This window comes from Thioclava kandeliae (assembly GCF_040297545.1).
GTDB classification, from domain to species: domain Bacteria; phylum Pseudomonadota; class Alphaproteobacteria; order Rhodobacterales; family Rhodobacteraceae; genus Thioclava; species Thioclava kandeliae.
On record NZ_JAYWLC010000003.1, the window covers coordinates 216352 to 230667 of the forward strand.

Genomic DNA, 14316 nt, shown 5'->3' on the forward strand with positions numbered 1-14316 from the left:
GGGTCTAGCGTTTTACCGCAAAGCGGCGGGCCGCCCATGACGCCATAGGTGGCCCCGCAATCAGCACGACAAACAGCCGCAGGATCTGCAAGGTCATGACAAAGGACATGTCCGAGCCGCTGGAATAGGACAGGGCGGCCACGGCATCGATACTGCCCGGAACGGCAGCCAGCACGCCGCTGAGCGTGTCGACATCCACCGCCCATGCAAGCGCGAAGCCGACCCCGCCGCCCAACAACACCATGACGATGGCCGCCCCGATGATTGCGGGCAGGGCAGCGCCTGCCTGACGCAGGAGCGGGCGGTCGAAGCGCAGACCCACATGCGCGCCGATCACGAGATAGGCCGCCACCAGAAACTCATGCGGCATGACCACGTTGACGCCTGCAGATTTCAGCGCAATCGCGGTGATCATCGGCACCATCAATCCGCCCGCCGGAACAAAGCGCATGAACCTCTGCGACAGTGGAGCCAGCAGGATCAGCATACAGGGGATCCAGATGGGCCCATGCGGGCTGACCTTCGCCGCCCCTGCTTGTGCAGGATCGGCAAGCCCCGTCATATGGAGGACCGCCGCCAAAGCGGACATCGACAGGATCACCACCAGAATCCGGATGATCTGGATGATGGCCACTGCCCGCGCATCCATGTTGCGCTCCTCGCTGATGGCGATCACGGCGCTTGCCATGCCGGGCAGGAAACCCCAGATCGCCTCCTCTTTCGCGATCCGACCCATCCGTCCGACAACGACCCCCGCCGCAATCGCGATGACCATCGTGGCAAAGAGGCTGGCCAGCGCCTCGGGCCAGAACTCGCCCAGACGCGCGAGTGTGTCGGGTCGGTAGCTCGAGGCGATGAGAACCCCCGTCGCGCCTTGTGCGAGAGCCCGCAAATCGCGGTTGAAAGCCATTTTGTATCCGGCCAGACCGAAACACATCCCCGCGACGATCGGCCCGATCAGCAGGCCTGCCGGCACCCCGAAATAGGACAGCACTCCGCCCGCTGCGATGCCGCTGATAACGATGGCGAGCCATGATACGATCCGTCTTGCCTGCATGCGGGGCCTGTCCTGACTGGTGGTGTTTCGGAGGTGATGTGGCGCGGGAGTAGGGGAGGTCAAACGGCGAGGGCCGCGCGTCGGGACTGCAGGGCCAGCGCCGCGCCCAGACAGGCGAGCCCGATAACGACCAGCCCGAACCAGAAGAAGGCCGGTGACAGTCCGATCAGGTCGATAAGCCCGCCCATCACGACGGTTGGTACGGCATTCGACAGATAGCCCACTACATAGAAACGCGAGATCCAGTTCGCGCGGGTTTCGGGCGGAGCGGCCTGTGTCGCAATGCCGAGCGCGGAGACAAAGGCCGCGCCATAGAAAAAGCCGCAGACCGGCATCATCGCCAGCATGATCCAGCCATGTTCTCCGGGGAGCGCCAAAAGAAGAATGCTCTGCGCCAGCGCCAACCCGATCATGCCGATGATCAGGGTCCGCAGCGGCAGCGAACGGCCCCAGAATACCTGACCCACACCACCAAACAGCTGGAACAGCGCCGGAACCATCCCCGCCAGTCCGACAGAGTGGATCGCATAGGCGCGCTGGCCCAGATCGGTGCCGATCGCCATCAGGAGGGAGCCGAGCATCCACGCGACCGTCAAGCCAAGACAGGCCAGAAGATAGAGCCCGAGTTGTCCGCCCTGCGACGCTCCCGACGCGGCTTTTGCGCTTGCGCTCGTTCGGGGCTCGCGCGGGGGCCATGCGGCCAGTTTCAGCCCGACCATCGCCAAGACCGCAAGGCCCACGATGATCACGAAGGGCAGGGAGGTGGCGGCGAGGCCCAGTTCGAGGCAGGTGGCCGTCAGGAGCGGTCCGCCCGCAGCGCCCAGCGTGAAAGCCAGCGTGGCAAACATCGCCGCGCGGCCACGTTTGTCGGGGTGGGACAGCTCGAACAGCGCCGTCGAGGCGGTGCCAGTGATCAGCCCCGTGCCGAAGCCGTTGAGGAACCGCCCCGTAAGCAGCGTCCACAGGCTGTCGGGATGGCTGAAGATCGCCGCCCCCAATGCCGTGATCAGCAACCCCGGCCACAGAACGAAGCGCAGATCGCGGATGCCCGAACCGATCGCGCCCGCCAGAAACAGCGCGCAGAGCGTGCCGACGGCATAGGTGGCGAAAATCGCCGTGCCCATGACCTGCGGCAGGTCCAGATGCGCGATATAGAACGGATAGAGCGGGCTTGGAGCGGTGCTGCCCAGAAGCGCCGAGAACATGGCGAGCATGCAGGCCGCCGGACCCAGCTTGCCCGCAGCAGCGCCTGAAACCGGAGAGGGGGAAGACATTATGAAGGCCTCGAGACAGGAAAAGGCCGCCACCCGTTGCCGGATGGCGGCCTGACGTTACAAGCTAACTAGGCTTATTTTCCTGTCAGAACAAGTGTTCCACCTCGGGGGCGGGCACAAAACGCCAAGCGCGGCGCGGGCCGGCCATCACGTTGAGATAATACATTTCGAACCCGTGCGGTGCGCCACAAGGATGGTGTCCGCGCGGCACGCAAACGACATCGCCATCCTTGACCGCCATCACCTCGTCGAGCGAGCCATCATCGGTATAGACGCGCTGGATGCCCCAGCCCTGACCGGGGTTGATGCGGTGGTAATAGGTCTCTTCGAGATAGGTCACACGCGGGAAATCATCCTCGTCATGGCGGTGGCTCGGGAAGGACGACCAGTTACCTGCGGGGGTGAAGACCTCGGTCACCAGCAGGCTGTCGCAGTAATCCTCGGCTTCCATGGCGATATTGTTGATATGGCGCTCGTTCGAGCCCTCGCCGCGCTGGGTCAGGGTAATATTGTCGGGGCCGATCTTGCGCGCCTCGTGGCCGCCCTTGCCGGGGGCAAGGCAGACCGCGATGGTACAGTCGGTCTCGGCGACAGCCTCCCAATCGGTGCCGTTCGGCAAATAGAGGCAATGCGGCGGGGTCTTCTCGAAGACATTCATCCGCTCGCCCAGCACACCCCAATCCTTGCCCGCGCCCTTGATCGCGGCCTTGCCCTCGACCATCACGAGAATGACCTCGTTCGACCCGGTGGCCTCTGCCGCCGTGTCGCCCGCTTTCAGTTTATAGAGCGAAAATCCCACATAGCGCCAACCGGCCAGCGCAGGGGTAATCTCATGTACCTTCCCGCGGGTTCCGAAGGGCTTGTGCTGCAAATTCGTCATGTTCCTCTCCTCTTTCTCGGCTCTTCCGCGCGATGGCGCGGCCTCCTGCCCAATGTAGATCATGCCGCCTGTCCGGCATCAACTGGCGGTGCAAAACCGCAGCCCTGACCTCTCCGCATGCGATCCATGCGCATCGCGCGCCGGATTGCCAATGGTTTATCCTGTGATTTGAGGGGGCTGCGCATTTTCTTTCAAAATGCAATATTCGGGCGCCGCAGGGCATGGCGCCACCACGCCGCCGCATTGCGTCGCTGGCGGCTCGGTGCAGCGGCGCCTTTGACAGTTTCGTGATGGTCCGGTCAGGGATATTCCCTGCGGGTCGTGGCAGAACAACGCCGGACGGCTGAACGCAAAAACCCGGCCGCGAGGCCGGGTTTTCTGTATCGATATGCCTGCGATCGGAAAGCCCGATGCGGCATGTCCGGATCAGGTATCCGGGGTGGTGGTGGTGTCCGACGAATCGTCGTTTGCCGCCACTGCGATGCTGATTGCAACGATGGTCACCATGGTGCCGGCAACGATGATGCCGGTGCCTGCACCAGCAAGCGGGCCAGGAAGGCTGGTCGGGCCGGGTGCTTGTGCGTTTGCTGCGGAAGCAGCAGTGATCAGGGCGAGAGCCGCGAGTACTTTCTTCATTACAAAACTCCAATAGGGGACAGCTATTAGATTTCAACTTAGCAGGCGGGTGTTCACTTTCAATTTCTTTTTCGCGAGCGCAGAAAAATTGCCTTGAAAGTTATTTTATCGATTAGTTCACGATCTGACGGAACCTGACATAGCCCATACGCGGACCCGCCCATTGGCGCGACTGCCACATCACCCCGTCCTGCAGACCGATCCAGTAATCATTGCTGACCTTGTTGCCCTCGGGCGAGGTGCAGGCCTCGATCAGATGCCGTGTAGCATGTGATTTTCCAAGAATTTCAATGGTCTCGTGCCCTGTTGTGCCCAATGTGCAGGTGAGATCCAGTTTGTTTTCCGAGTAGTCGCCCGCGCGCGTCACATAGTGGCGGCTCGCGGAACTGGCCGGACCCATCGCCTGTCCCTTGCTGACGGGAGCCGATGCGGAGAGGAGATCGAAGCCGAAACCGCGTGACGCAATGAGCACACCCTGTCGGAAAGTAAAGCTGCCGTTATCGGAACTTTGCCAAGTTTTGCTCCGACCAAGCGAATCACTCTGCTCGGTCTCAGGGACCAGATAGCCGGTCGCGCCAATACGTTCGACGCTGACCTCCATGACCGGCACGCCCAGCTGTTCGAGCTGCGCGCGGCTCATCTGCGGAGCCGGTTTCTGGCGCGACTGTTTGAGCGCGGCCACGACGGTCCTGGCCACGACTTCCTGACTATTGGGGGCCTCGACCCCCGATGAACAGGCGGCCAGAATGCTCAAGAGGGCCGCGGAGAGAACGACGGAGGTCTTCATTGCCAGAACCCTGCTTTCTGTTTCGTCAGGCTGGTATTGTCCTTGCCGCGGATGTCTTCATAGAGTCGGCCGGGCACATAGACCCGCTGGCCGCCATCACGTTGGGTCGGGCGGATCGTCATGCCATAGCTGCTGCGGTTGGGATCGCCGGTGAGCCATGCGATCGGAACGCTGAAGCGCACGCCCTTGTCGAAGGAGCCCTCGCCGAATTCCTCGGAGGAGACATCGGTAACGGTGGCAAATGCGCCGACCGACCAGCCATTGTCGAAGATGCGATCCAGTGAGACGGTCGCACCGTAATCGCCCGCCAGATAACGCCCCGCATCGACTTCCAGCAGATAGTCCTCGAAGCGGTAATAGGCCGAGACATGGCCGGTCACGACATCATAATCGCGGAAATCGAAAAGCTGGTCATAGTCGCGCTGTTTGACGTAATTCAGCTCCGCCCCGAAGGCGAGCGGGTTATCCGCCTGCTTCCAGAGCACCTCGCCCGAGACCCCGCCATACATCTCCTCGAAGAGACCGGCGCTCGCACGGGCGTAGATATCGGGGGCCATCTTCCAGTTATGCTGGAGATAGAGGTTCTTGAGGGTCGTATCTTCCTGCGCATAGGCGGTCTGGTCGGTGCGCACATGTGGCAGCACGGAGTTCGAGAGACGTCCGTCCTTGATGTTGCCCCAGACGCGCTGGCGCACGGCCCCTGCCAGTTTCCAGCCCTGCGAGAACTGCCATGTCGCGGCAAGTTGTGCGCCCACATCCAGTCGGAACGGTTCCGACGGATCGAAATAGGAGGTCTTGGTATAGGGCGTGAGCGCCCAGGAGAATTTCGGATAGAGATCGCCATTGATCTGCGCATCGGCACCGACGGCAGGCGCATCGCCTACGGTCGCACCCGCCCAGACCGCATCGGTCGCGTCCGGCAGATATTCGGTATCCTCCAGCGTCGTGCGGCTGATCGTGACCGCCGAGGCGGCCATTCCGTCAACCATCGGCACGATGCGGAAGGTCTCGACCGTGGCGGGCAGATAGCGGGCGAGGATACGCGCAATCCGGCCCACGGCCAGAGTATCGGCCTGATAGCGCGGGTTGCGATAGCGGATATCGACGGAGCGCGCATGAAGGGTCAGCGATTCAATCAGGATGCCGTCATTGGCCAGCGCCGTCTTCAGGTCTTCAAACAGCTTGCTGCGCGAGGTCTCGCTCTGCGCCCAAGACGGATCCCAGTCCGATTCCTCGGCCCAGTCGCGGCGCGGCGGCACCGGATCGGGGGCGGCGATCACCAGCGGCGTGATCTCGTGGCGCGGATTGAGCTGGAATTGCGCGCTCACGCCCACGATCGAGCCGTAAAGGTAATAGGCCCCGATGCGGGTTGTATCGGAGACCTGATATTCGCCGCCGAAATTGAACGAACTCTTGCGCTTGAACACATCCGACTTCTCTGTCTCGGTCACATAGGCATCCGAGGAATATTCGGCCTTCAGGCTCCAGTTCTGCCCGCTATCCCACTCGATCCCTGCAAAAGGCGCCACATCTCCGCGGAACCACTGGTCGGCCGAGAGCTGGCCGCCCGAGGAAGAGCTGTCATAGGAGGGGCGGCTGCCGGTCGAGGTGAAGGCTCCCATCGAGCCCAGACGTCCCCAACCCAGACCCGCGGTCACATGCAGTTGACCCTCGCCCGAGGGCGAAAGCCCCGGCGTGGTGAAATGCTTGCCCGCCACGATATATTCCGACGCGTTCAGACCGGTGCCCGCGATGTCCTGCAGTCCCAGCGTGACGGCGGGCGCATAATGGCCCTCCTTCAGAAGGCGCAGGCGCAGATCGAAGCTGCGGTCGTAATAGGTGTCGAACCCGTAGAGATCGAGGTCCTGGATCCCGCTATAGCGGAAGGTCGCAGACAGCCAGGGAAACGCCTGGAAGGTCATGTTATAGCGCGATATTCCGCCCGCATAGGAATAGCTGAAGGCCGCCTGCCCGTCAGGGAGCATCTCTGCGGAGGGCATATCCAGCACGCCCGGCACGCCATACATGTTCAGCGAGGGCGCTTGGGGCTGGCTATAGGTAATGTCGCTGCCATCCTGTGCCCAGACAGGGAAACTCGCGCCACACAGAAGCGCGGCCAGAAGAGTGCGGCGCCATGCAGACCGTTGGGAAATACTCACTATGCCTGACCTTGGTTGTCTCAATTGCTCTTCACCATAGAGCACGAAGCCGTCAACAAGCGCAACAGCCCGCACCGCTTTTCGGACCTGCCGGACGAACAGCAGCCCGCAGATGGTTGAATTTGGCAACAAAGCTGACGATATCTGGGCGGATCAGGACAGGAGGCCCGTGAATGACCGTATCAGAGGCAACAATCAACGCTGCAATCGAACATCCGCAAGTGCTGGAGTTCATGAAGACCCGTCGCTCGCGTCCGGCCAAGACGCTGGTAACGCCGGTCCCCGATGATGGCGCCCTGATGCCGATGCTGGAAATCGCGGCCCGCTCCCCCGATCACGGCAAACTCGAGCCGTGGCGTTTCATAGTGCTGCGCCGCTCCGCGCTCGAGCGTCTGGCAAAGGCTGCAACCGAGGGCGCCGCAGCCGACGGGCTGACCGGCGTCGATATCGAGAAGGCCGCCAAGCAGTTCGAGGACAGCCATCTCTGCGTGGCCGTCATCAGCGCCCCCGTGGATAGCCCCAAGATCCCTCTGATCGAGCAGACACTCTCGGCGGGCGCTGTCTGCTACGGGCTTCTCTCGGCGGCGCTGGCATCAGGCTGGGGGGCAAGCTGGCTCTCGGGCTGGGCCGCCCATAACGCGGATTTCGGGCGCGAGGCGCTGGATCTGGCAGAGAGCGAATGGGTCGCGGGCTTTGTCCATATCGGCACTGAAGGCGTCACGCCGCCCGACCGTCCGCGCCCCGATCTGGCACGCATCACCACATTCGTGACCGAATAAGGACGCAGACGCATGATCTTTTCGTCCATCGCCCGTGCGATAGAGGATGTGTTCCGCCCCGGTGCCCTGAAGATCCTCGCGCTGGGGGTCGGATTGTCGGTCGGGCTTTTGCTACTTGTGACCGTGCTGTTCACATGGGGCGTGGGCGCGATCACGCCCGATGATTTCACGCTGCCCTTCACGCAGTATCACATCGGTTTCGTGGATGATATCGCCTCGCTTGCGACCATCGGGCTGATGATGGTTCTGTCGATCTTCCTGATGATCCCTGTGGCCTCGGCCTTCACGGGTCTGTTTCTGGAAGACGTCGCGGCGATGGTCGAGGGCGAGCATTACCCCGATCTGCCGCAGATCCGCACCTTCACGCTGGCCGAGACCATCGCCGAGAGCCTGCGGTTCCTTGGCGTGGTGATCGTGGCGAATCTCATCGCTTTCACGGTCTATTTCTTCATCCTGCCGGTGGCGCCTTTGCTGTTCTTCGGGCTCAACGGCTATCTGCTGGGGCGGGAATATTTCCAGATGGCTGCGCAACGCCGCATCCAGAAAGAGCAGGTGCAGGCGCTCTATCACAAGCATCGCTGGATGATCTGGACGACCGGCGCGCTGATGGCGGTGGTCCTGACCATCCCGGTCGTCAACCTTGTGGTGCCGGTGCTGGGGGCTGCGACCTTCACACATCTCTATCACCGTCTGACGGGACAGGTGCCGCGTCCGCGCGTGATCCGCTCCGCCTGAACCGAAAAAGGCTGTCCTGTAGGGCGGCCTTTTTCTTTGTCCGGTTGTCATTTTCAGAACAGCAGATCACAGTGGCGCCGGATGGGGGGAACGCCCCCTATGGAGGAGAAAGTCATGAAACGACTGGAGGGCAAATCTGCCCTGATCACCGGCTCCGCCCGCGGCATCGGGCGCGGTTTTGCCGAAAGCTATATCCGTGAAGGCGCGCGGGTCGCGATTGCCGATATCAACCTTGCCGCCGCCGAGGCGACCGCGGCCGAGCTGGGCCCGCAGGCCTACGCGGTGGAGCTGGATGTGACCTCGCAGAAGAGTATCGATGCCGGCATCGCGCGGGTCGTCGAGGTCGCGGGCAAGCTCGATATCCTGATCAATAACGCAGCGCTTTTTGATGCCGCCGAAACCGTCGATATCACCCGCGAGAGCTATGACAGGCTCTATGCCGTCAATGTGGCGGGGACGCTGTTCACCATGCAGGCCGCGGCCAAGCAGATGATCGCGCAGGGACATGGCGGCAAGATCATCAATATGGCCTCGCAGGCGGGACGTCGGGGCGAGGCGCTGGTGCTCGTCTATTGCTCGACCAAGGCCGCCGTCATCTCGATGACGCAATCGGCGGGTCTGAACCTGATCAAACATGGCATCAACGTCAATGCCATCGCACCGGGTGTGGTGAATGGCGAACATTGGGCGCATGTGGATGCGATGTTCGCAAAGCTCGAAGGCAAGCCGCTTGGCCAGAAAAAGGCCGAGGTCGAGGCGGGCGTTCCCGCAGGGCGTTATGCCGAACCGGCCGATCTGGCGGGGATGGCGGTGTTTCTGGCCTCGAAGGATGCCGATTATATCGTCTCGCAGACCTATAATGTCGATGGCGGCCAGTGGATGAGCTGAGGCATCTGGGTCGGGCGGTCGCCGCCTGACCCGCACCCCATGCACGCCATCGTGAAGAAAACCAGACCGGCGCTGGTGCGTTACATCCCCGAGACCGAAATTTTTCATATTTCATCGGAGGATATCATGACCAAGAAGATCCGTTACGCCGTCGTCGCAGGAGGCCAGATCTCGCAACAGGCTTTCATGCCGGGGATCTCGCGCACCGATAATTCCGAACTTGCCGCCCTTGTGACCGGCGATCCCGCGAAAGCCTCGAAACTGGCGGGGCTCTACGGGATCAAAGCATGGCGCTATGACGAATATGACGCGCTTCTGGCCTCGGGCGAGATCGACGCGGTCTATGTCGCGACGCCCAATTTCCTGCACACCGATTATGTGGTCCGCGCGCTCGATGCGGGGATCCATGCGCTCTGCGAGAAACCGATGGCCGCGAGCCTCGAGGACGGGCGCCGGATCATCGAGGCGGAGGCGCGCTCGAACGCCTATCTGATGATCGCCTATCGCCTGCATAACGAGCCCGCGACGGTGGAGATGTTCACGCGCGCGCGCCGTGGCGATTTCGGCAAGCTGATGAGTTTCACCTCGACCTTCACCCAGCAGGTGGCCGAGGCCAATTCGCGTGGCCATAATGGCTACTGGGCGGGCCCCGTGCCAGATATGGGGACCTATCCGCTCAACGCGCTGCGCAACCTCTTTGGCGAGGAGCCTGTCAGCGTCTATGCAATCGGCACCCGCGACCCTGACCGCGGCTTCAATTTTGACGATACCGTGGCCGTTACGCTGGGCTTTTCGGGCAATCGTGTGGCGCAGTTCACCTGCAGCTATGCCACGGAGAAATCGGAAAGCTTCACGCTGGTGGGCACGAAGGCCAGCATCCACGCCACGCCTTGCTTCATGTTCGGCCCCGAGGTCGGGATCTCCTATACAGAAACGCGCGCGGACGGGGTGACCGAGCATGCTTTCGACCCCGTGGACCAGTTCGGCAACGAGACGCAGTATTTTTCGAACTGCATCCTGACAAAGCAACGTCCCGAAGCGGATGGCCGCGAGGGCTATCTCGACCTGCGCGTGCTGGACGCGGTCGAGCGGTCGCTGGCATCGGGGCAGGTGATCCGGCTCGAGCCGGCAAAGCCTGCTCAGGCGGTCTCGTCCGATCAGGCCTACAGGCTGGCGCCGGCGGACGAGCCGGCGCCGGACGAGCTGATCAGCGTGATCCCGCAGCAGCCGATGTCCTGAGAACGGTCGCGAGTGTTCTAAAGGGTCTGCCATTTCGCAGACCCTTTTTTATTTCGGGTTCCAAATCGATTTGTGCATATATAAACGTTTAGCGTGCTAATTTTATATATTTCCAATCACGAAGAACATACCTAGATAGATCTCCAGAAAGACAAAACGCAGATCGTAACACAGCCCTGCGGGGCACTGGCGAGATGCAACACTAGGAGATAGATCATGAAAAACGCAATTATCGCCGCAATCGCAGCCCTTACCGCAAGCGCAGGCATCGCCTCGGCAGAGGGTGCAGGCCATGCACAACTGGCCCAGCAGCTGAATTTGGATGGGGCACAATTCACCACTGCCGAACTGACGACGATCGCGGACGCCCGCCGCGACAATGACACGAACACCGCGAATTATTTCATCGAACATGAAAATCGCACCGCAGCGCCGGCTCATGAAGTCACCCCCGGCAAAGCGCAGCTGGCCGCTCAGCTTGGCGTAAATCCTGCCAAATATACGCTGGCTGAACTGGTCACCGTGGATAGCAATCTGCGCAATGACAATGCTCAGGATGCGGCATTCATTCTGTCGGGCGATGCGCGTCAATCTGTTGCACCGCAACCGGCACCCTATTTGGGCCAAGGCCGCGACGAATAAGGTCTCGGGCCCAAACCCCCGCACATCGGGAGATGTGCATCTCCAGTGAAGAAGGGCGGTCCTCGCGGGCCGTCCTTTTTCCGTCTATGCCTGCGGGTTCCCCGATCTGACGTAGCGGAACAGGAAAATGACGGGATTTCGCGCATTCGGTATGAAACCAATCGCTCCGTCGGGTGTTGGGCGAGAGCCAAGGCACGGACGCGAGGAGGCGTCGGCGCCCAAGTCACGTCCAAGGAGAGTATTCATGAAAGATCACGCTGCCGCCAATCAGGGCGCCTGCCCGTTCCGCGGAACTCGTATCGGGGGGGCAGCCGGCTCCGAACCGCAGCTCGATCACTGGTGGCCCAACCGGCTCAAGGTCGAAATCCTGCACCAGAACCCCGTGCAGGCCAGCCCGCTGGGCCCGAACCATGATTACGCCGAGGCGATCAAGGATCTGGATGTCGAGGCGCTGAAGGCGGATGTGCGCGCGCTGCTGCATAGTTCCAAGGAGTGGTGGCCCTCCGATTATGGCCATTACGGGCCGCAGATGGTGCGCATGGCATGGCACTCGGCCGGCACCTACCGGATTGCCGACGGGCGTGGCGGCTCGGCCGAGGGGATGCAGCGCTTTGCGCCGATCAACTCGTGGTGGGATAACGGCAATACCGACAAATCGCGCCGTCTTCTCCTGCCGATCAAACAGAAATATGGCGCTAAGCTTAGCTGGGCCGATCTGATGATGTTGGCCGGCACCATTGCGCTCGAGGATATGGGCCTTCCGATCCAGGGCTTCGCCTTCGGTCGCGTTGACGCATGGGAGGCCGACCGCGCAACCTATTGGGGCCCGGAGGACTGGAACGGCAAACGCCCGAGCGAGGTGGGGCAAGGCCCGATGGAAGGCCATCCGAACCAGATGGTCACCCGCGATCTGCGCTGGGAAGGTGACGTGCAAGAGGATCACTACGATCTTGAAGCCCCGCTCGCCAATGCCAATCAAGCACTGATCTATGTCGATCCCGAAGGCCCGAACGGCAATGGCAATGCGCAGGACAGTGCACGCGATATCCGTGAGACTTTCGCCCGTATGGCGATGAATGACGAGGAAACCGTGGCGCTGATCGCGGGCGGCCATGCTTTTGGTAAATCGCACGGGATGGTGAGCGCCGAGGAGATCGGCCCCGCGCCCGAAGGTGCGCCCCTTCAGGCTCAGGGGTTGGGCTGGCAGAACCCGAGAGGTCTCGGATTTGCACAATATACCATGACCAACGGGATCGAGGGCAGCTGGACGCCCGATCCGACCATGTGGGACAATTCTTATCTGGAGAACCTGTTCAAATACGAGTGGAAACAGGTCAAATCACCCGCTGGTGCCGTCCAGTGGACTCCCGAGGATCCCGATGCGCCCAAGACGCCCGATGCGCATATCGAGGGCCAGATGAACCCGCTGATGATGATGACCTCGGATCTCGCGCTCAAGGTCGACCCCGAATACCGCAAGATCTGCGAACGCTTCCTGTCGGATTTCGACTATTTCACCGAAGCGTTTTCCAAAGCATGGCACAAGCTGATCCACCGCGATCTGGGCCCGACCTCGCGCTGGCTGGGGCCGCAGATCGGTGGCACTTTCATCTGGCAGGACCCGACGCCGGAGGCCGATTATCCGCAGGTTTCGGACACCGATATCGCTAGCCTGAAAGAGGCCTGCCTTGCCACGGGCGTTCCGCCGCGCGAGCTGATCGCGACCGCTTGGGCATCGGCATCGACCTATCGGGATACCGATAAACGTGGCGGTGCCAATGGCGCGCGTATCCGTCTGGCTCCGCAGAAGGACTGGGCGGTAAACAACCCCGCGCAGCTTTCCCGCGTATTGGAAGCGCTCGAGGGCGTAAAGGCCGAGTTCGACGCCAAGGGCGCGGCTAAGGTGTCGATGGCCGATCTCATCGTGCTGGCCGGCTGTGCAGGCGTTGAGGCGGCGGCCAAAGCTGCGGGCTATGAGATCGACGTGCCATTCGTGGCAGGCCGGACCGATGCCAGCGAGGAATGGACGGATGCCGAGAGCTTCAACTGGCTGCTGCCGGTGGTTGACGGGTTCCGCAATTACCAGCATCCGGGCATCCGCTACCAGATCCCTGCCGAGCACCTCTTCCTCGATCAGGCGGCCAAGCTTGCGTTGACAGCCCCCGAATGGGCAGCTCTGGCCGGTGGCCTGCGCGCGCTCGACCAGAATTACGACGGGAGCGATACGGGCATCTTCACCGAGCGCAAGGGTCAGCTGACCAATGACTATTTCCGCACGCTGGTGTCGATGGATTACGCTTGGCATCCGCAGGAGGGCGAGCAGATGTTCGATATCCGCCCGCGCTCGGGAGAAGGCAAATCCTATACCGCCTCGCGCTGCGATCTGATCTTCGGCTCCAATAGCGAGCTGCGCCAGCTGGCCGAATATTATGCCGCCGATGACGGCGAGGCCTATCTGGTGCGCGATTTCGTCAAGGCATGGCACAAGGTGATGACGCTGGACCGCTTTGACGCCGCCGAGGAACGCCGCAAGGTCATGTCGCCCTGCTGACGGCGGTTCCCTAGATCATGAGAAAGGGGCGCGGAGGTCATCTCCGCGCCCCTTTTGTTATCGGGTCAGCGTTCCGGCGGCGGCGCCATCATCTTGAGAAAGGCGTCATATTCATGCGGCGAGATCCGGCCATCATGGTTGCGGTCCACCATCTTGCCCGAGGGTGCTTTGTCCTCATGATCCCTCTTGGGTGGCGGAGCGTTCGGGTCACGCGGCGGCGGCGGGGCATCCTCAGGCGCGCGCGGTTGGATCGGATGATGGGCGAAGAAGTCATCGAACTCGCGGATGCTCACATGACCGTCATGGTTGTGATCGAGCATCCAGTAGGGCGGCGGGCCGTCATGCGGGCTGTCGGGCGGCGGGGCGCCGTCCTGCGCTTGCGCGATGGCTGCGGTGCAGCTCAGGCCAAGCGCGATGGCGGGCCCAAGGCTGCGCGACAGAAACACAGGCTTCCTCATCGGATATTTCCTTTCGATATCCCGCGCCGGCAAACCTGCGGCGCGGTGGGTATGAGCTTGTTACGAGGAGATATTTTTCTTCCGTCGGGCCTTCCAGACACGCGCCTTCACGATCAGGAAACCGGCCCCTCACGCAATCGAGAAAGTTTGTGAGATGCTTCCAATGCAACTTTGCCGCGCGTCTTTCGTGGCTTCAGCATACGTCGGAAAAAGACGTGTTTTATTGCGAAA

At 61.8% G+C, this 14316-nt stretch carries 13 protein-coding genes; 6 read left to right on the forward strand and 7 right to left on the reverse strand.

Annotated features, from left to right (window positions below; all coding sequences use genetic code 11):
- Nucleotides 1-4 precede the first annotated feature (4 nt).
- From VSX56_RS05630 to VSX56_RS05655, 6 genes are all read right to left on the reverse strand, one after another.
- Nucleotides 5-1057, reverse strand: a complete 1053-nt coding sequence (locus tag VSX56_RS05630; RefSeq protein ID WP_339115064.1) for an AbrB family transcriptional regulator — start codon at nucleotides 1055-1057, stop codon at nucleotides 5-7.
- 59 nt (nucleotides 1058-1116) lie between these two features.
- Nucleotides 1117-2331 carry an MFS transporter gene (locus VSX56_RS05635; RefSeq protein WP_350935490.1) on the reverse strand — a complete coding sequence of 405 codons (1215 nt, stop codon included), beginning with the start codon at nucleotides 2329-2331 and terminating at the stop codon, nucleotides 1117-1119.
- Between the two features lie 85 nt (nucleotides 2332-2416).
- On the reverse strand, nucleotides 2417-3211 hold the full coding sequence (gene iolB / locus VSX56_RS05640) for a 5-deoxy-glucuronate isomerase (protein ID WP_339115062.1): 795 nt from the start codon (nucleotides 3209-3211) through the stop codon (nucleotides 2417-2419).
- Nucleotides 3212-3637: 426 nt separating this feature from the next.
- Entirely contained in the window at nucleotides 3638-3847 is a 210-nt protein-coding gene (locus VSX56_RS05645; RefSeq protein WP_349295760.1) for a hypothetical protein, read from the reverse strand.
- 112 nt (nucleotides 3848-3959) lie between these two features.
- Complete coding sequence (locus VSX56_RS05650; RefSeq protein WP_349295759.1) at nucleotides 3960-4634, reverse strand: YjbF family lipoprotein; 675 nt, start codon at nucleotides 4632-4634, stop codon at nucleotides 3960-3962.
- Complete coding sequence (locus tag VSX56_RS05655) at nucleotides 4631-6793, reverse strand: YjbH domain-containing protein (protein ID WP_350935493.1); 2163 nt, start codon at nucleotides 6791-6793, stop codon at nucleotides 4631-4633. Before VSX56_RS05655 ends, VSX56_RS05650 begins: the two co-directional genes overlap by 4 nt.
- Before the next feature lie 173 nt (nucleotides 6794-6966).
- Between VSX56_RS05655 and VSX56_RS05660 the strand changes: the two genes are divergently transcribed.
- The 6 genes from VSX56_RS05660 to katG all read left to right on the forward strand — a co-directional run bounded on the left by VSX56_RS05660 (nucleotide 6967) and on the right by katG (nucleotide 13627).
- Nucleotides 6967-7572 carry a nitroreductase family protein gene (locus tag VSX56_RS05660; protein WP_339115058.1) on the forward strand — a complete coding sequence of 202 codons (606 nt, stop codon included), beginning with the start codon at nucleotides 6967-6969 and terminating at the stop codon, nucleotides 7570-7572.
- A gap of 12 nt (nucleotides 7573-7584) precedes the next feature.
- The gene (locus VSX56_RS05665) at nucleotides 7585-8307 is read left to right on the forward strand and encodes an EI24 domain-containing protein (protein WP_350935495.1); all 723 of its coding nucleotides are present in this window, start codon (nucleotides 7585-7587) and stop codon (nucleotides 8305-8307) included.
- A gap of 114 nt (nucleotides 8308-8421) precedes the next feature.
- Entirely contained in the window at nucleotides 8422-9195 is a 774-nt protein-coding gene (locus VSX56_RS05670; protein ID WP_339115056.1) for an L-iditol 2-dehydrogenase, read from the forward strand.
- Between the two features lie 126 nt (nucleotides 9196-9321).
- Complete coding sequence (locus VSX56_RS05675; protein ID WP_350935497.1) at nucleotides 9322-10434, forward strand: Gfo/Idh/MocA family protein; 1113 nt, start codon at nucleotides 9322-9324, stop codon at nucleotides 10432-10434.
- 216 nt (nucleotides 10435-10650) lie between these two features.
- Nucleotides 10651-11076: a hypothetical protein gene (locus VSX56_RS05680; RefSeq protein ID WP_339115054.1), complete on the forward strand. Its 426-nt coding sequence runs from the start codon at nucleotides 10651-10653 to the stop codon at nucleotides 11074-11076.
- 244 nt (nucleotides 11077-11320) lie between these two features.
- Complete coding sequence (gene katG / locus VSX56_RS05685; RefSeq protein ID WP_350935500.1) at nucleotides 11321-13627, forward strand: catalase/peroxidase HPI; 2307 nt, start codon at nucleotides 11321-11323, stop codon at nucleotides 13625-13627.
- Between the two features lie 65 nt (nucleotides 13628-13692).
- On the opposite strand, the gene VSX56_RS05690 is transcribed toward katG, so the two are convergent.
- The gene (locus tag VSX56_RS05690) at nucleotides 13693-14085 is read right to left on the reverse strand and encodes an EF-hand domain-containing protein (protein ID WP_350935503.1); all 393 of its coding nucleotides are present in this window, start codon (nucleotides 14083-14085) and stop codon (nucleotides 13693-13695) included.
- Nucleotides 14086-14316 lie beyond the last annotated feature (231 nt).

Excerpts from the sequence above, each read along its gene's own strand:
- VSX56_RS05630 (WP_339115064.1), bottom strand. The coding sequence starts at position 1,057 with ATGCAGGCAAGACGGATCGTATCATGGCTCGCCATCGTTATCAGCGGC.
- VSX56_RS05635 (WP_350935490.1), bottom strand. The coding sequence starts at position 2,331 with ATGTCTTCCCCCTCTCCGGTTTCAGGCGCTGCTGCGGGCAAGCTGGGT.
- iolB (WP_339115062.1), bottom strand. The coding sequence starts at position 3,211 with ATGACGAATTTGCAGCACAAGCCCTTCGGAACCCGCGGGAAGGTACAT.
- VSX56_RS05645 (WP_349295760.1), bottom strand. The coding sequence starts at position 3,847 with ATGAAGAAAGTACTCGCGGCTCTCGCCCTGATCACTGCTGCTTCCGCA.
- VSX56_RS05650 (WP_349295759.1), bottom strand. The coding sequence starts at position 4,634 with ATGAAGACCTCCGTCGTTCTCTCCGCGGCCCTCTTGAGCATTCTGGCC.
- VSX56_RS05660 (WP_339115058.1), top strand. The coding sequence starts at position 6,967 with ATGACCGTATCAGAGGCAACAATCAACGCTGCAATCGAACATCCGCAA.
- VSX56_RS05665 (WP_350935495.1), top strand. The coding sequence starts at position 7,585 with ATGATCTTTTCGTCCATCGCCCGTGCGATAGAGGATGTGTTCCGCCCC.
- VSX56_RS05670 (WP_339115056.1), top strand. The coding sequence starts at position 8,422 with ATGAAACGACTGGAGGGCAAATCTGCCCTGATCACCGGCTCCGCCCGC.
- VSX56_RS05675 (WP_350935497.1), top strand. The coding sequence starts at position 9,322 with ATGACCAAGAAGATCCGTTACGCCGTCGTCGCAGGAGGCCAGATCTCG.
- VSX56_RS05680 (WP_339115054.1), top strand. The coding sequence starts at position 10,651 with ATGAAAAACGCAATTATCGCCGCAATCGCAGCCCTTACCGCAAGCGCA.
- katG (WP_350935500.1), top strand. The coding sequence starts at position 11,321 with ATGAAAGATCACGCTGCCGCCAATCAGGGCGCCTGCCCGTTCCGCGGA.
- VSX56_RS05690 (WP_350935503.1), bottom strand. The coding sequence starts at position 14,085 with ATGAGGAAGCCTGTGTTTCTGTCGCGCAGCCTTGGGCCCGCCATCGCG.